Here is a 16,465-nt window from a genome sequence, read left to right as displayed (position 1 = left end):
TGTCGCGGGGATGGCCGGTCATGCCTCACCCACCGGCACGAAGCGCACGCGCGCGCCCGGTGAGAGCAGCGCGGCCGGTACGCGCGTGTGGTCCCACAGCACCGCCTCCGCCGTGCCGATCAGCTGCCAGCCGCCCGGCGAGGAACGCGGGTACACACCCGTGTACGGCCCCGCAAGCGCCACGGCACCGGCCGGTACCGCCGTGCGCGGGGTGGCCCGGCGTGGGACGTCGTAGCGGGCGGGCAGCCCGGTGAGGTAGCCGAAGCCGGGTGCGAACCCGCAGAAGGCCACGGTGAACTCGGTGCCGGCGTGGATCCGGGCCACCTCGGGCTCGGACACCTTCCAGTGCGCGGCGACCTCGGCGAGGTCCGGGCCGTCGTACCGCACGGGCAGCTCGATCAGCTCCCGTACGCGCGGGGGAGCGGGAGGTATCTCGGAGGAGGTCAGTTCGGATGCCCAACGGACCGGGTCGGCCAGGCCGTCGAGCAGGACCGTACGGGCCGCCGGGACGATCTCCCGGACGGCCAGCGAGCCCTCCGCGCGCCGCCGCAGCAGCTCCGCGTGCAGGGCCTGTGCCTGCTCGCCCGAGTCGACCTCCACCAGCAGGGCGTCGTCACCGACGGGAAAGGCCCTCATGCGAAGGCCTCCACCCGCACGCCTGCCGCCCCCAGCCGCTCGCGCACCCGGCGGGCCAGCTCGACCGCGCCGGGCGTATCGCCGTGCAGGCACAGTGAGCGGGCGCGTACCCGGATGCGCGCGCCGGAGTGCGCCGCCACCGTGCCTGAGCGCGCGAGGCTCACCGAGCGCTCCACCACGGCGTCCGGATCGGTCACCACGGCGCCGTCCCGGTCGCGCGGCACCAGCGTGCCCTCGTCGGTGTAGGCGCGGTCGGCGAACGCCTCCGTGACGGCCGGCAGGCCCGCCTCGGCGGCCAGCTCCAGGACCCGCGAGCCGGGCAGCCCGAGCACCGGCAGCGAACCGTCGGCCAGGAGGACGCCGTCGACCACGGCCGCGGCCTGCTCCGCGTCGTGCACGACCCGGTTGTAGAGCGCGCCGTGCGGCTTGACGTACGCCACGCGCGCGCCCGCGGCCCGCGCGAACACCTCCAGGGCACCGATCTGGTAGGCCACTTCGGCCGCCAGCTCGGCGGGCGGCACGTCCATCGCGCGCCGCCCGAACCCGGCGAGGTCCCGGTAGGAGACCTGCGCGCCGATCGTCACCCCGCGCTCGGCGGCCAGCTCGCACACCCGGCGCATGGTGGCCGCGTCCCCGGCGTGGAACCCGCAGGCCACGTTGGCGCTGGTGACGACGGACAGCAGCTGTTCGTCGTCGGTCAGCCGCCAGCGGCCGAAGCCCTCGCCGAGGTCGGCGTTCAGATCGATCGCGGTCATGGTCTTCCGAGTCTCCGGTTCTCGTGTCGGGTACTGCTCGCCGGCGTCGGCCGACGTGCCGGTGTCAGTCGACGCCCACCACGCGGTACTGCTCGTCGCGGGCGTCGGTCAGGAACATCCGGCCCGGTGCGTGGGTGATGGCGAACGGCGGTCGCGAGGCCATCACGGCCGCCTGCGGGGTCACGCCGCAGGCCCAGAACACCGGGATGTCGTCGGGAGCGGCGTCCACCGGGTCGCCGAAGTCGGGCCGGCCGAGGTCCGTGATGCCGAGCGCCGCGGGATCGCCGCAGTGCACGGGGCCGCCGTGCACGGCCGGCAGCAGGCCGCTCTCCCGGATCGCGGTGCGCAGGTGCTCGGGCGGCACCGGGCGCATGGACACCACCATCGGGCCGCGCAGCCGGCCCGCCGGGCGGCATTGCCTGCCGGTCACGTACATCGGCACGTTGCGGCCCTGCTCGACGTGCCGGATCGGGACACCCGCACCGGCCAGCGCCCACTCGAAGGTGAAGCTGCAGCCGAGCAGGAACGACACCAGGTCGTCCCGCCAGTGCGCGCGCACGTCCGTCGGCTCCTCGACCAGCTCGCCGTCCTGCCACACCCGGTAGCGCGGCAGGTCGGTGCGCAGGTCCGCGCCCTCCGCGAGGACGGTGGTGGTGGCGCCCGCGTCCGTGACGTCCAGCACCGGACACGGCTTCGGGTTGCGCTGGCAGAACAGCAGCATGTCGTAGGCCCAGTCGGCCGGCACCGAGATCAGGTTCGCCTGTGTGCTGCCTGCCGCGACACCGGCCGTGGGGCCCGCCAGGCCCTCCCGGAAGCGGGCCCGCGCCGTTTTCGCGCTCCACGCGTGCGCGTGCTCGTCGACGAGGGTCACGGGCCGGTCCTCGGTACGGTTCACCCGCGTCACGCCAGCTCCTTCCCGCGCGTCTCCGGCAGCCCGAGCAGCGCAACCGCCGCGAGGCCGTAGCCGATCGCGCCGAAGACCAGCGCACCGCCCACGCCCCAGCTGTCGGCCAGGAAGCCCACCAGGGTCGGGAACACCGCGCCCACCGCGCGGCCCGTGTTGTACGTGAAGCCCTGCCCGGTGCCGCGCACCGCCGTCGGGTACAGCTCGCTCAGGTAGGAGCCGAAGCCGCTGAAGATCGCCGACATGCAGAAGCCGAGCGGGAAACCGAGCACCAGCAGCAGGGTGTCGGCGCCGTGCGGGATGTTCGCGTACGCGAGGATGCACACGGCCGAGAGCAGGGCGAACAGCCAGATGTTGCGGCGCCGGCCGAGCCGGTCGGTGAGGTGGCCGCCGGTCAGGTAGCCGAGAAAGGCGCCCGAGATCAGGAAGGTCAGATAGCCGCCGGTACCGACGACGGACAGGCCGCGTTCGGTCTTCAGGTACGTCGGCACCCAGGTCGCCAGCGTGTAGTAGCCACCCTGCACGCCGGTGGACAGCAGCCCGGCGAAGACCGTGGTGCGCAGCAGACCGGGCTCGCCGTCCCTGCCGGGCCGGAAGATCGCCGCGAACGAACCGCTCCGGGGGTTCTGTTCACGGGCCGCCGTCGCCTCGGGCGCGTCGTGCACCCGCCGGCGCAGCCACACCACGAGCAGCGCGGGCAGCGCCCCGGTCCAGAACATGACGCGCCAGGCGAGATCGTCGCCGGCGAAGGAGAACACCAGCGTGTAGACGATCGCGGCCAGCGCCCAGCCGACCGCCCAGGAACTCTGGACCGCGCCGAGCGTACGGCCCCGGTGCTTCGCGCTCGCGTACTCGGCCACCAGGATCGCCCCGACCGCCCACTCGCCCCCGAAGCCGAGCCCCTGCAGGGCCCGGAAGACGAGCAGCGTTTCGTAGTCGGGCGCGAAGCCACAGGCCACCGTGAAGACCGCGTACGTGATCACGGTGATCATCAGGGCCCGGACGCGGCCCACGCGGTCCGCGATCACGCCCGCAACGGCACCGCCGATCGCGGAGACCACCAGCGTGACGGTGGTGAACAGGGCGGTCTGGCCGCTGTCCAGGCCGAAGTACGCGGCGAGCGCCACCATGCTCAGCGGCAGTGTGAAGTAGTCGTATGAATCCAGGGCATATCCGCCGAAAGCTCCGGCGAAGGCGCGCCGGCCGTTCGGGCCGAGGGCGTGCAGCCAGCCGAACGCGCCGTCCTCGGCGGCGCGTTCACCCTGTTCCGGTCGTGCGCCCGCGGTCACCGGCCGGGGCGGAGGGGTCGTGCTCATGGGCACCTCGCAGAGAGGGACGGAGGGTGCGGGAACTGAGCAGTGCCGTGCGGAAGCTGTGCCGTGCTGAAGCTGTTGCGTGCGGAGCACCGTAGAGGATCGTTCAACGATCCTTCAATACCCACGTTGTCTCGTTCCGGGGTCTGCGATTGAATTCCGGGCATGGCAGAGCAGCTGACGGGACTGGCCGACGACCGTGCCCTCCTGGGGCGCACCAGCACCGCCGAACGGGTCTCCGACATCCTCCGGAGCCGGATCGCCGAGGGCTATTTCCCGCCGGGCACCCGCCTGTCCGAGGACGCCATCGGCGGCGCGCTCGGGGTCTCCCGCAACACCCTGCGCGAGGCGTTCCGGCTGCTCACCCACGAGCGTCTGCTCGTCCACGAACTCAACCGCGGGGTCTTCGTCCGGGTCCTGACCGTGGAGGACGTCGAGGACATCTACCGCACCCGGGCCCTGGTCGAGTGCGCGGTCGTCCGGGGCCTCGGCGAGCCGCCGTACCCGCTCGACGGCCTGGCCGCCGCCGTCACCGAGGGGCAGCTGGCGACCCACGAGAATGACTGGAAAGCACTGGGTACGGCCAACATCCACTTCCACCGGGAACTGGTCGCCCTCGCCGGCAGCGAACGCACCGACGAGCTGATGCGCAGCGTCTTCGCCGAGCTGCGGCTCGCCTTCCACGTCGTGGACGACCCGCGCCGGCTGCACGAGCCCTACCTCGCCCGCAACCGGCAGATCCTGCAGGCGCTGCAGGACGGTGACCGGCGCGGCGCGGAACGGCTGCTGGAGACCTACCTCACGGACTCGCTGGAGCGGGTCGTCGAGGTGTACCTGCGACGGGTCGGCGAGGACGGCACCGGCGCCTCCTGAGCGGTGAACCGCACCGGCGCCTCCTCAGCGTCTGTGACGGCCGTCGTTTCTGCGCCGTTTTAGTCGTTGTCAGACCGAGGACCTAGTCTGTGCACCGTGACTTCGCCTGCATCGACGGACCGCGTTCCGGCCCAGCTCAGCGCGGGACCGCGCCCGGCACCGGGCCCGGCCGCCGACGAGGGGCTGGCCCGTCGGCTGCGCGCGCTCGCCTGCACCGCGCCGCTGCACGACCTCGACGTACGCAAGGCCAATCTGGCCGGCGAGTACTCGGTGTACGGCATGGCCGAGGTGGCCCTGTCCGCCATCGACCTGGTCACGCTGAACATGGACTTCGACACGGGCGCCGACCACGAGCAGATCGTCGCCCGGCTCGTCCCGCGCATCGCAGCCCAGGCCCCGGACCGCCCCGTGGCCGAGCACGAGCGCGTGGCCCGCTGGGTCCTGGAGAACCTGATCAACGTCGGCAGCGTGGACCGCGGCTTCCGCGCGGTGTACGGCACCTTCGCGCCGGACGGCACCTACGTCCGCCGTGACTACGACTTCAAGCTGATCGAGGAGGTCCCCGGCCCCGGCGGCACGGTCTACCTCCGTACGACGGACGAGGCGGTCAACGTCCTGGTCGGCGCCCTGGACACCGATGTCACCAGCGCGCAGATCGCCGCCGAGGTCAAGCTGGAGGTGCTGATCAACCGCGGCCGCCTCGCCGACGCCCAGCTCGCCGCCGAGCAGGCCCGCTACCGCACCGTGCAGTACTCGGAGACCCTGCGCCGCGCCCTGGAGGCCACCCGGCGCAACGTCCGCGCGGTCGACTGGCTGGGTGCCGTGCCCGACATGATCGCCGAGGCCCTGGACCACGTGGCCGATCGGTACCGCCACGAGAACGCGATCCTCACCAACATCCGCAAGGCCCGCGACGAGACCGAGGAGTCCGAGCACAAGCGGCGCGCCGCCGAGCTGGTGGACATCGTCAAGGACTGCATCCGGCGGCACACCCAGCTCCAGTCGCGCCTGCTGGAGGCCGGCCCCCTGTTCCGTGCCGAACAGGACCGCCAGGCCTTCGCCACACCCGCGGCGACCTCCGGGACGGACCTGTACGGCCACGTGGTCGCACCCGTGCTGCCGCTGCCCCTGGAGCAGGCGATCCGGGTCACGGACGCGTTCTTCGCCAACGGCACGGGGTTGCGTACGCCGGTGTCGGTGCGGGTCACCGACCTCGTGGACATACTGCTGACGCCACCGGTGGAGCGGGAGCACCTGGGCGCGGAGATGCCGGAGCCCGACCTGATCGCGACGCCGGACGACAGCCGGTTCAGCGACGAACAGCTGGCCGCGGCGACGGAGTTGCTGGACCTGCCCGCCGATGCGCCGCGGAGGCTGTCCGGGCTGCTGGCGGAGGCCAGGGACTCCGGGGGGTTCGATCTGGCGTACCTGGTCGCCCTGCTGGCCGTCCACGCGGCCAGTCCCGCCGTGGGTACGGCGTATCGCCAGGGCGAGGAGAAGCTGTTGTTCGCCGTGGACGACGGGACCGAGCTGGACGATCCGGACTTCGGCGGAGCCGATCTGATCGTCGGGACCGCCCTGCTCGACGCGGCCGGGATGGCGGCGGATCGGACGGAAGCGGCGTGATGGCCCTGCCGGTGGGCGAGCTCGGGTCCGTCGTCGCTGGTCGCGCTCCGCGGCGGCGCCGCACGCAGCCCCGTACCCCTTGGGGGGTCGCACCCTCCCCCAGTTCCAAGAGCAAGGAGTTGTGTCCGTGAGCGAGCACGTCGAGTGGAGTGAGGCGGAGAGCCCCGCCGCGCCGGCGACCACCGCCGTCACCCCCGCCGACGCCGCCGACGCGGCGCGGCTCGTCGCCTTCGGGCTGCAGCCCAAGCTGCAGCCGGCGCGTGACCAGGAGTACACGGAGCTGCTGCGCCGCTACCGTGACGACCCGGCGTTCGCGCGGCTCGCGGACGCCGTCGCCGCCGGTCTCGGGCTCGTCGTGCTGGAGGTGTCCCCGCGCGCGGGGATGGCCGTGACGGCCGCCGAGGACTCGGTGTTCGCGGTCCGCATGGGCGACTACGCGCGTCGCACCGCCGCCGACTCGGGGGACCGGTTCCTGCACGGACTGGCCCATCTCGCCGTGGCCGCGCTCGCGTTCCCGCGCCCGGAGGACCTCGCCGACGACTCCTACATCGGCCGGGTCACCGTCAACGGTGTCGACGCCTTCGTACGGCAGGCGTGCCGCCGGCTCGAGGAGCGTGCCGAGGAGCAGGGCGACAACACCGACCCGGCGACCGACGCGCCCGGGCTGGAGGCCGCCTGGCGGATCTGGGCCAGACGCAGCGCGACCGGCGCCACCAAGGACGCCCGCAGGCTCGCCGGTTCCACCACGGGCATCGTCGGCAAGGCGGCCGCCTTCCTCACCGACTCGGGCTTCCTGCAGCGCACCGGTGACGACCACGGCGGCACCTACCGCACCACGGCCCGCTACCAGCTCCAGGTGCGCGACATGGCCGGCACCGCCGCGATGGCCGAACTGCTGGAGCTGGGCGTCGTCCCGGTCACCGACGGCACGGCCACCCTGCTGCCCGCCGACGACACCGACGAGCTGGACCTGGTGGCCGACGCCGGTCTGCCGTTCCACGCGCCTTCGCACCGCTGACAAACCTCCCCGATCTGCCAGAAGACTGACGAGAGTCCGCCATGTACGAGCTGTCCCGGGTCCGCCTCTACTCCATCGGGCCGGCCGGTGCGCGCTACGCCGACACCGTGCTCGACCTGCGGGGCGTCGGCGAGCCCGTGCCCGACCCCGCGCCCATGCAGGCGGAGTTCTTCGAGGAGGAGCCGGCCGGACCGCCGCGCCGCCCCGCACCCGCGGGCGTGCTGTTCCTGGAGAACGGCGGCGGCAAGTCCGTGCTGCTCAAGCTGATCTTCTCGGTGATGCTGCCCGGACACCGCAACACCCTCGGCGGCGCCAGCTCCGGCGTGCTGCGCAAGTTCCTGCTCGCCGACGACTGCGGGCACGTGGCGCTGGAGTGGCAGCACGTGCTGACCGGCGAGTGCGTGGTCGTCGGCAAGGTCAGCGAGTGGCGCGGACGCCAGGTCTCCAACGATCCGCGGAAGTTCGCCGAGGCCTGGTACTCCTTCCGGCCCGGCCCCGGCCTGAGCCTGGACAACCTGCCCGTCGCCGAGTCCACCGCCGTACGGCCGCCCGTCGAGGGCGCCTCGGGCGCCCAGGGCCGTCGCCGCACCATGAAGGGCTTCCGCGACGCCCTCACCGAGGCCGGCAAGGCCTACCCGCATCTGGAGGTGCACTGGGAGGAGATCCACGACCGCTGGATCGAGCACCTCGGCGACCTCGGCCTCGACCCCGAACTCTTCCGCTACCAGCGGGAGATGAACGCCGACGAGGGCGAGGCGGCCGGACTCTTCGCGGTGAAGAAGGACTCCGACTTCACCGACCTGCTGCTGCGCGCGGTCACCGACACCCGCGACACCGACGGCCTCGCCGACCTGGTCAGCGGCTTCGGCAACAAGCTCGGCCGGCGCGCCGAGCTGATCGCCGAACGGGACTTCACGGCCGGTTCCGTGGACCTGCTCGGGCGGATCGTCGAGGCCGCCGAGGCACGCGCGCGTGCGCGTGACATCCACGCCGGCGCCGAGCGCCGCACCCGCACACTGGCCCGGCGCCTTTCCGCGCGGGCCCTGCAGGAACGGGTGCGGGCCGCCGACCTCGCGCAGCGCGTCACGGCCGCCGCCTACGCCGTCACGCACTCCGAGGGCGGCCGGGAGCGCAGCGCGCTGGTCGCCGCCGAACTCGCCTTCCGGCACGCCTCCCTGGCGCTCGCCGCCGCAGAGAAGTCCGCCGCCGCGCAGAAGCGCGAGCTGGCCGACGCGCGCACGCTGCACTCCGCCTGGCAGGCCGCCGAGGCCGTGCTGCGGCACCGCGCCGCCGCCGACCGCGTCGCGCGCGTGTCCGCCGCGATCCAGGAGGCCGAGCGGGACGCGGCGCCCGCGCTCGCCGCCCGGGCCAAGGCCGCCGTGGACCTCGTACGGGCCCTGCACACGGCCGCCGAGAGCGCCGAGGCCCTCGCCAACGAGGAGGAGGAGCGCTCCGCCGCGCTCCAGGAGGTGAGCGACTCCGCCTACCGGGACTCCACCTCCGCCGCCACCGAGGCGCAGCGCGCCCGCAGTGAGGCCGGGCACCTGCGCCAGCGTCTCGCCGAGGTCGAGCAGGAGACGGCCGAGGCGGTCCGCGCGGGCTGGCTCGACGACAGCGCACCGGACGCCGACCCGGCCCGTGCCGCCCTCGCCGCAAGCGACGCCGAGAAGACCGCCGTGGCCGCCTGGGACACGGCCCGGGAGGCCGCCCGCAAGGCGACCGAGCATGCGCGCGAGGCGGCCACCGCCGAGTCCCGCGCGGAGCTGACCGCGGCCCGCGCGGCGGACGCGGCGACGGCGGCCGAGCGGAGCCACGAGGCTGAGCGGTGCCTTGCCGAGGCGCTCGCAGCCGAGGAACGGCTCGCGGAGCTGCTGAGCCTGCCGGGCGCAGCCGGCACTGCGCGGGCCGCAGTGCCCGGCCCCAGGTCGGGAGCGGCCGACGGCTCGACCGCGCGCGCGGGCGACGCGTCCGAGGACTCACCCTCCCTCGCCGAGAGCCCGCTCAGCCCCGAGGAACTCGACCGCTTCGCCGACGAGTTGCGCGGGCTTCTCGACGACGCCGTGACGACCGCCGAACGGCACCTCTTCGAACTGCGTACCGCCGCGGCCGACGACGCCCGCATCCTCGGGGCCCTCGGCGACGGCGGACTGCTGCCGCCCGGCCCGGACGTGCTGGCCACCGTGGAGTTCCTCGGCGAGCACGGCATCCCCGCGCTGCCCGGTTGGCGCTACCTCGCGCAGGCTGTCGACCCCGCCGACCACGCGCGCGTGCTCGCCGCCCGCCCCGAACTGGTCGACGGCGTCATCATCACCGACCCGGACACGCACGCGCGTGCCCGTGAGGCGCTCAGCGACGCCGCCCTGCTGCCGCGCTCCGCCGTGGCCGTCGGCACGGCCGCCGCCCTGCTCGCCCCGACCCCTGCGCCCGACGCCACCCCGGGTGACGTCTTCCTGGTGCCGCCGAACCCGGCCATGCACGACGAGCACGCGGCCGACGAGGAACGGCAGGCGCTGCGCGCGCGGGCCACCGAGCGCGACGAGGAGATCCGCTCCCTCGCCGCCCGCCTCGGCAAGGACCGCGAACTGGCCGCGCGGCTCGCGTCCTGGCGCACCGGCTGCCCGGCCGGACGCCTCACCGAACTCGCCGAGGCCGCCGGGGAGGCGCGCGCGTTCGCGGAGGAGGCCGAGGCCGAGCTGGCCGAGGCGCGCACCGCACGCGCGGAGACCGACGAGGCCGCCGCCGAGGCCACGCAGGTCCGTGACGAGCGGCAGGAGGCCGCACAGAAGGCCCGCCGTGCCGCCGACGCCCTCGCCGGACTCGCCTACCGGCTGCGCGAGCGCGCCGGCTGGCAGGTCAAGCTCCGTGAACTCGCAGACGAGGCCGCCGAGTCGGAGGCCCGCGCCCAGACCTGCCTGGAGCGCGCCCGCGCCGCCGACGAGGACCGCCGCGCCGCCCAGCGCGCAGCCGACGACACCCGCCGCACCGCGCGTGCCCTGCGCGCCGAGCGCTCCGAGATCGCCGGCGCCCCCGACGACGTACCGGCGGCGGACGAGGGCGCCCCGCAGACGTCCCTGCCCGCCCTGCGCGAGGCCTACCGGGCCGCCTCCCAGGTCTATGAGAAGGTCGGCGTCGGCGCCGACCTGCGCGCCGAGCAGGCTCGCGCGGAGAGCGACGAGAGCGCCTCCCTCGCCGAACTGGACCGGCTCAGCAACAAGGTCCGCACCCGCGCCGAACAGCTGCTCCAGTCACCCGACGGCTCCGACGGTCCCTCCCGGCAGGCCGCCGTCGCACGTGCCGAGGAGCTGGTGCAGCTCCTGGAGACCCGGATGTCGACCGCGAGCGAACAGCTCGGCCGGCTGCGCGGCGAGGCGGAGCGGCACGCCCCCGAGGACGGCGAGGTGCACACCGACCTGGCCGCGGAACTCGTCCCGCGCGACGCCGAGCACGCCCAGGCCCTCCTGCGCACCGCCACGGCCGAACTCGCCACCCGCACCGAGGCACTGGCCGAGGCCCGGGAGGCCCACGCCGAGCTGCTCGACACCCACCGGGCCGCCGAGGACGCGGCCGGCGGCTTCGACGAGATCGCCGCGATGCTCCGCGATCTGCTGCGCGAGCACACCCCCGAGGAGGACCAGGAGGAGCCGGAGCCGTACCCCGGCGGCCTGGAGGAGGCCCGGCACTCGGCCGCCGAGGCCCGCCGCTCGCTGCGCGGCTGCTCCGCCGACCTGTCCGCCGCCGAGTCGGCCGTGCGCGAGGCGAGCGACGTGCTCGTCCGGCACGCCAACTCCACGCGCTACGAACAGGTCCGGACCCCGGCACGGCAGCAGATCCGTGAGCTGCCCGCCTCCGCGCTGCCCGAGCACGCTCAGCGGTGGGCGGAGGCGTTCGCGCCTCGACTTCGTGTCCTCACCGACGAGCTGGCGCAGCTGGAGCGCAACCGGGACTCGATCGTGGACCGGCTGAGGGGCCTGGTCGAGTCGGCGCTGGCCACCCTGCGCTCCGCCCAGCGGCTCTCCCGTCTCCCGGAGGGGCTCGGCGAGTGGTCCGGGCAGGAGTTCCTGCGCATCCGCTTCGAGGAGCCCGACCAGGCCACGCTCACCGAGCGGCTCGGCGAGGTCATCGACGAGGCCACGCGCGCGGCCGTCAAGAAGAACTCCGACCTGCGCCGGGACGGCATGTCCCTGCTGCTGCGCGGAGTCGCTGCGGCGCTGCAGCCGAAGGGCGTGGCCGTCGAGATCCTCAAGCCCGACGCCGTACTGCGTGCCGAGCGCGTGCCCGTCGGGCAGATGGGCGACGTGTTCTCGGGTGGTCAGCTGCTGACCGCCGCCATCGCCCTGTACTGCACGATGGCGGCCCTGCGGTCGAACGACCGGGGCCGTGACAAGCAGCGGCACGCCGGCACGCTGTTCCTGGACAACCCCATCGGCCGCGCCAACGCGACGTACCTGCTGGAGCTGCAGCGGGCCGTCTCGGACGCGCTGGGCGTCCAACTGCTGTACACCACCGGCCTGTTCGACACGACCGCGCTCGCCGAGTTCCCGCTGGTCATCCGGCTGCGCAACGACGCCGACTTGAGGGCGGGCCTGAAGTACATCAGCGTGGAGGAACACCTCCGGCCCGGACTGCCGCAGCAGCCCCAGGCCGGCGAGGCGGTGCACAGCGAGATCACGGCGACGCGGATGTTCAAGAAGCCGGCAGCCGCAACGCCCTGAGGGGCGCGGGGGCGGGTGCCGGCCGCCCGCAGGTCAGGAGTGCGACAGCTGCCCGGATCCGCCCTGCCGGCGTATCCGCTCCTGCTCCCGCACGGCGGCCCGCTCCTGACGCCGGCGGGCCCGGCGCTCGCGGCGCAGCGTCCGGGCCGTACTGCTCGGCTCGGAGACCACTCCGTTGCGCTGGTTCCACACCTGGCGGGTCACCCACACGTCGACCACGGCCCACGTGGCCACCACCGTGCCGGCCACGCTGCTGATGACCATCGGGAACGCCAGCCAGGACCCGGCCAGCGTGCACAGGAACGCCACCATGGCCTGGATCAGCGTCACCGCGATGATCAGCACCGCCCGCACCGCCGCCGTACGCACCGGGTCGGGCATCCGGCGCCGGCGGGCCGGCTCCTCGATCCACAGCAGCCGCTGATACGGCTGCTCCTCCCCGTCGGTGGACTCTCCGTCGCCCCCGAGCGCCGGAATGTCGCGATCCGGCGCCTCGTTCCCCCGCCGCGTCGCCGAGCGCACCGCCACGCTCTCCTCGGACGCCCCGCGCCGCTCCGCCGTGCCCATCACCGTGTCACTCCCCACCGCCGGCAGACCGCTCACCCGATGTCCGTGGACACCGACTCCCCAGTGGCTGCCCGGCTTGCGCTGTTTTACGCCGCCGGGGTGCGGGATGCGGCTCCTGTGGCCGATTCCGCCCCCATTTCCCGTAGAGAAAGACGAACAACCACCCTCGAAGATTCCCTACTTGCGAAAAATTCCAGCCAACTGACTGTCCGTGCAGCTTCGGCCCGTCCCGTCGCGGGCACCCACATCCCGGGTGCAATCTCCCGCAATGCCCGGACAACTCGCCATGTCTCGCCGCCGGTGCGGAAGTTCACCCTCCGGACATGTCTTCGAGTTACCTGTGGGGCGGTAGTAGGCTCGCGCACGTTTGCTGACGGACATGTACCCCCGACCGGCGGGGGTCGAGCTGGGGGAGGCCATGCGCTTTCGCGGGAAGTCGATCCGCCGGAAGATCGTGGCGCTGCTTCTCGTGCCGCTGGTGTCCCTGACTGCCGTCTGGGGCTTCGCCACGGTGCTCACGGGGCGTGAGGTCACCCGGCTCTTCCATGTGTCCGACATCGTCCAGAAGGTCGCCTATCCCACCGAGGACACCGTCCGCGGCCTGCAGCAGGAACGTCGTCAGACCCTCGTCTACCTCGCCGACCCGCGCGCGGCCGACGCCCTCACGGCGCTGCACCGCACCCGCACCGCCACCGACCGGGCCGTCGCCGACATCCGCAGGAACGCCGAGGACCGCAACGTCCGCGACGCCATGGACGCGGCCGACGACGAGCGCCTCACCACCGTCCTGGACGCCTTCGACAGCCTCGACTCCCTGCGCCGCAGCGTGGAGCAGCGCACGGTCGACCGCGCCCAGGCGCTCGACCGCTACAACCGGCTCGTCGACCCCTGCTACACCCTGCTGGACGCCCTCGACGGCATCGACGACGTCGACATGGACAAGCAGGCCCGGGCCCTCGTCAACGTGAACCGCGCCCGCGAACTGCTCTCCCGCGAGGACGCCCTGCTCGGCTCGGCGCTCGTCGTCGGCACGCTCTCCCACGACGAGACCCGCGACATCTCCGACCTCGTCGCCCAGCGCACCCTCCTGTACGACATCAGCCTGCCGCTGCTGCCCGCCTCGGAGCGCGAACGGTACGAACGCTTCTGGAAGAACGCCACCACCGCCCCGCTGCGTGTGGCCGAACGGACCGCCATCGGCACCGATTCCGGAGCCCCGCGCGGTGTCACGGCCCAGAGCTGGGACTCGACCGCGGCGAGCGTGCTCGACGAACTCGGCACCCTGGACGACCAGGTCGGCGACCGCTTCCAGGACCGCACGGAGCCCGTGGCCATGGGCGTGATCGTGCAGGCCGCCGTCGCCGGTGTCCTCGGCCTCCTCGCCGTCCTGGTCTCCGTCGTCCTGTCCGTGCGCATCGGCCGCAGTCTCATCCGTGACCTGCGGCAGCTGCGCCTGGAGGCGCACGAGGCGTCCGGTGTGCGGCTGCCCAGCGTGATGCGCAGACTCTCCGTCGGGGAACAGATCGACGTCGAGACCGAGGTGCCCAGGCTGGAGTACGACAAGAACGAGATCGGCGAGGTCGGCCAGGCCCTCAACACCCTCCAGCGCGCAGCCGTCGAGGCCGCCGTCAAGCAGGCCGAACTGCGAGCCGGCGTCTCCGAGGTCTTCGTCAACCTCGCCCGCCGCAGCCAGGTCCTCCTGCACAAGCAACTCACCCTGCTCGACACCATGGAGCGCAGGACCGAGGACACCGACGAACTCGCCGACCTGTTCCGACTGGACCACCTCACCACCCGTATGCGCCGCCACGCCGAGGGACTGGTGATCCTCTCCGGCGCCGCGCCGTCGCGGCAGTGGCGCCGCCCGGTGCAGCTGATGGACATCGTCCGGGCAGCCGTCGCCGAGGTCGAGGACTACGAGCGCATCGAGGTACGGCGCCTGGCACGGGTCGCGGTCACCGGTCCGGCCGTCGCCGACGTCACCCACCTCGTGGCCGAACTCCTGGAGAACGCCACGGTCTTCTCGCCGCCGCACACGGCCGTCCAGGTCCTCGGCGAGCGGGTCGCCAACGGCTTCACCCTGGAGATCCACGACCGCGGACTCGGCATGACGGCCGAGGCGCTGCTCGACGCCAACCTCCGGCTCGCCGAGACCCCCGAGTTCGAACTCTCGGACACGGACCGGCTCGGCCTGTTCGTGGTCAGCCGTCTCGCCCAGCGCCAGAACGTCCGCGTCTCCCTGCAGCCGTCGCCCTACGGCGGCACCACCGCCGTCGTGTTCGTCCCCGATGCGCTGCTGACCGACGACGTCCCGGACACCAACGGCATCGGTTTCCGCCTCGACCGCCCCTCGAAGGAGGCCGAGCCGGCGGCGAGCCTCACCCCCGCCCGGTCGCAGGCCCCGGTGCAGCTGCCCGGCCTGCCGACCTCCCTGCTCGACGGTCCGGTCGAGCTGGAGGCTCCCGTGGACCTGGACGCCATCGACGACTTCCCGGGTGCCCTGACCGACGAGGAGAGCGAGCGCGGCGGCCTGTTCCGACCCCGCCGCTCCCGCGGCCGCGCCGAGGACGAGCCGGCCTCCCGGCTGATCGAGCCCCATCAGCCCGCCTCCCCGCGCGTCGACGACACCCCGGCCGGCGACCGCTCCGGCGGACCCGTGCCGCTGCCCCGGCGCCAGACGCCGAAGCTGGTCAGCTCGCACGGCAGGCCCGTGACCGAGCAGCGGTCCCGCCGCGGCGAACCGGACGAGCAGCCGGCCGCCGGGCCGCGCCGCCCCGACACCGGGGGACTGGCTCCCCTGCCCGCCCGCCGCCGCGGCGAGGCGGCCCGGCGCACCGGACTCGCCGACCGCGTCGACGAGCGCACGGCCACCGCGTCCGGCGGCGGGAACCAGACCTCCGAAGCACCGGCGCTGCCCAGACGGCCCCGGCCCGCGGCGGCCGCTTCCGGCGGCGGCCAGGACGACGGCGTCCCGCCCGCCGGCGGCGCGGCCTCCGGGCCGCTGCCCCGGCGGGTACGACAGGCCAACCTGGCCCCGCAGCTGAAGAAGGAGGCCGAACGGCTCCCGGAACGCGCGGCGCAGCCCGCCGACCGCGACGCCGACGAGGTCCGCAGCCGGATGGCCTCGCTCCAGCGGGGCTGGCAGCGTGGCCGTGAGGAGAACGCCGCGGGCGACGCCCGGAACGGCACAGCACCAGGAACGACTAAGGGGGACGGTCGATGACCGCACCGAAGGCCACCGGCCACACGGAGACCAACAAGGGCGAGCTGAACTGGCTCCTGGACGAGCTCGTCGACCGGGTCGCCAGCATCCGCAAGGCCGTCGTGCTCTCCGGCGACGGTCTGCCCACGGGCGTGTCCAAGGACCTGACCAGGGAGGACAGCGAGCACCTGGCCGCGGTCGCGTCCGGCTTCCACAGCCTCGCCAAGGGCGTGGGCCGGCACTTCGAGGCGGGCAGCGTGCGGCAGACCGTGGTCGAGCTCGACGACGCGTTCCTGTTCGTCACCGCCGCCGGGGACGGCAGCTGCCTCGCGGTCCTCTCGGACGCCGACTCCGACGTCGGGCAGGTCGCCTACGAGATGACGCTGCTGGTCAAGCGGGTCGGTGTGCATCTGGGCGCCGCTCCGCGCACCGATCTGCCCGCAGGCGGGTAGTGGGATGACATGAGCGTAGACGGTCAGGGTAGAAGCCACTGGTTCGACGACGAGGCCGGACCGGTCGTCCGTCCGTACGCCATGACGCGCGGCCGCACCACCAGTGCGGCCCAGCACCGCCTCGATCTGATCGCGGTGGTCGTCACCGAAACCGACGCCGGGGACCCGGAGACGGACCCGACGCTCTCCCCGGAACACGTGGAGATCGTCGGGCTCTGCCGTACGGCACCGCAGTCGCTCGCGGAACTCGCCGCGGAGCTCGACCTTCCCATCGGGGTGGTGCGCGTCCTCATCGGGGACCTCGTGCACGCGGAATTCGTCCATGTGACGCGGCCGGTGCCCCCGGCGGAGCTGCCGGACGAGAGTATTCTGCGCGACGTGATCAACGGCCTCCGGGCGCTGTGACC

The 16,465-nt window shown here is 73.6% G+C and carries 12 protein-coding genes; 7 read left to right on the top strand and 5 right to left on the bottom strand.

The genetic code is table 11. The features are described from left to right. Nucleotides 1–18 precede the first annotated feature (18 nt). From AC07DS_RS35645 to AC07DS_RS35630, 4 genes are all read right to left on the bottom strand, one after another. Nucleotides 19–636, bottom strand: a complete 618-nt coding sequence (locus AC07DS_RS35645) for a 5-oxoprolinase subunit B family protein (protein ID WP_479152167.1) — start codon at nt 634–636, stop codon at nt 19–21. Continuing rightward, on the bottom strand, nt 633–1,391 hold the full coding sequence (locus AC07DS_RS35640) for a LamB/YcsF family protein (protein ID WP_479152165.1): 759 nt from the start codon (nt 1,389–1,391) through the stop codon (nt 633–635). The genes AC07DS_RS35645 and AC07DS_RS35640 overlap by 4 nt, the downstream gene beginning before the upstream one ends. A 64-nt stretch (nt 1,392–1,455) precedes the next feature. Next, nucleotides 1,456–2,286: a putative hydro-lyase gene (locus AC07DS_RS35635; protein WP_479152306.1), complete on the bottom strand. Its 831-nt coding sequence runs from the start codon at nt 2,284–2,286 to the stop codon at nt 1,456–1,458. A gap of 5 nt (nt 2,287–2,291) precedes the next feature. Next, the gene (locus tag AC07DS_RS35630; protein ID WP_468813649.1) at nt 2,292–3,611 is read right to left on the bottom strand and encodes an MFS transporter; all 1,320 of its coding nucleotides are present in this window, start codon (nt 3,609–3,611) and stop codon (nt 2,292–2,294) included. Nucleotides 3,612–3,773: 162 nt separating this feature from the next. On the opposite strand from AC07DS_RS35630, the gene AC07DS_RS35625 reads away from it, so the two are divergent. From AC07DS_RS35625 to AC07DS_RS35610, 4 genes are all read left to right on the top strand, one after another. Further along, on the top strand, nt 3,774–4,481 hold the full coding sequence (locus AC07DS_RS35625) for a GntR family transcriptional regulator (protein WP_145880955.1): 708 nt from the start codon (nt 3,774–3,776) through the stop codon (nt 4,479–4,481). A 96-nt stretch (nt 4,482–4,577) separates the two neighbouring features. Beyond that, nucleotides 4,578–6,107, top strand: a complete 1,530-nt coding sequence (locus AC07DS_RS35620) for a hypothetical protein (RefSeq protein WP_479152164.1) — start codon at nt 4,578–4,580, stop codon at nt 6,105–6,107. A gap of 127 nt (nt 6,108–6,234) precedes the next feature. Next, nucleotides 6,235–7,125: a hypothetical protein gene (locus AC07DS_RS35615; protein ID WP_479152162.1), complete on the top strand. Its 891-nt coding sequence runs from the start codon at nt 6,235–6,237 to the stop codon at nt 7,123–7,125. Between the two features lie 41 nt (nt 7,126–7,166). Next, on the top strand, nt 7,167–11,837 hold the full coding sequence (locus AC07DS_RS35610) for a hypothetical protein (protein WP_479152161.1): 4,671 nt from the start codon (nt 7,167–7,169) through the stop codon (nt 11,835–11,837). Nucleotides 11,838–11,870: 33 nt separating this feature from the next. Here the strand turns inward: AC07DS_RS35610 and AC07DS_RS35605 are convergent, their stop codons facing one another. Next, complete coding sequence (locus AC07DS_RS35605) at nt 11,871–12,404, bottom strand: hypothetical protein (protein ID WP_479152304.1); 534 nt, start codon at nt 12,402–12,404, stop codon at nt 11,871–11,873. Between the two features lie 418 nt (nt 12,405–12,822). On the opposite strand from AC07DS_RS35605, the gene AC07DS_RS35600 reads away from it, so the two are divergent. The 3 genes from AC07DS_RS35600 to AC07DS_RS35590 are packed head-to-tail and all read left to right on the top strand — an operon-like array spanning nt 12,823 to nt 16,463. Beyond that, complete coding sequence (locus AC07DS_RS35600) at nt 12,823–15,627, top strand: nitrate- and nitrite sensing domain-containing protein (RefSeq protein WP_479152300.1); 2,805 nt, start codon at nt 12,823–12,825, stop codon at nt 15,625–15,627. Next, entirely contained in the window at nt 15,624–16,058 is a 435-nt protein-coding gene (locus AC07DS_RS35595) for a roadblock/LC7 domain-containing protein (protein ID WP_094220789.1), read from the top strand. Before AC07DS_RS35600 ends, AC07DS_RS35595 begins: the two co-directional genes overlap by 4 nt. Nucleotides 16,059–16,067: 9 nt before the next feature. Next, complete coding sequence (locus tag AC07DS_RS35590) at nt 16,068–16,463, top strand: DUF742 domain-containing protein (protein WP_479152159.1); 396 nt, start codon at nt 16,068–16,070, stop codon at nt 16,461–16,463. Nucleotides 16,464–16,465: the final 2 nt, after the last annotated feature.

This window comes from Streptomyces sp. NPDC044064, assembly GCF_056434245.1.
Note: the sequence above shows the minus strand (reverse complement) of the source record. Positions and strands in the feature narration are given on the sequence as shown.

Excerpts from the sequence above, each read along its gene's own strand:
- AC07DS_RS35645 (WP_479152167.1), bottom strand. The coding sequence starts at position 636 with ATGAGGGCCTTTCCCGTCGGTGACGACGCCCTGCTGGTGGAGGTCGAC.
- AC07DS_RS35640 (WP_479152165.1), bottom strand. The coding sequence starts at position 1,391 with ATGACCGCGATCGATCTGAACGCCGACCTCGGCGAGGGCTTCGGCCGC.
- AC07DS_RS35630 (WP_468813649.1), bottom strand. The coding sequence starts at position 3,611 with ATGAGCACGACCCCTCCGCCCCGGCCGGTGACCGCGGGCGCACGACCG.
- AC07DS_RS35625 (WP_145880955.1), top strand. The coding sequence starts at position 3,774 with ATGGCAGAGCAGCTGACGGGACTGGCCGACGACCGTGCCCTCCTGGGG.
- AC07DS_RS35610 (WP_479152161.1), top strand. The coding sequence starts at position 7,167 with ATGTACGAGCTGTCCCGGGTCCGCCTCTACTCCATCGGGCCGGCCGGT.
- AC07DS_RS35605 (WP_479152304.1), bottom strand. The coding sequence starts at position 12,404 with ATGGGCACGGCGGAGCGGCGCGGGGCGTCCGAGGAGAGCGTGGCGGTG.
- AC07DS_RS35600 (WP_479152300.1), top strand. The coding sequence starts at position 12,823 with ATGCGCTTTCGCGGGAAGTCGATCCGCCGGAAGATCGTGGCGCTGCTT.
- AC07DS_RS35595 (WP_094220789.1), top strand. The coding sequence starts at position 15,624 with ATGACCGCACCGAAGGCCACCGGCCACACGGAGACCAACAAGGGCGAG.
- AC07DS_RS35590 (WP_479152159.1), top strand. The coding sequence starts at position 16,068 with ATGAGCGTAGACGGTCAGGGTAGAAGCCACTGGTTCGACGACGAGGCC.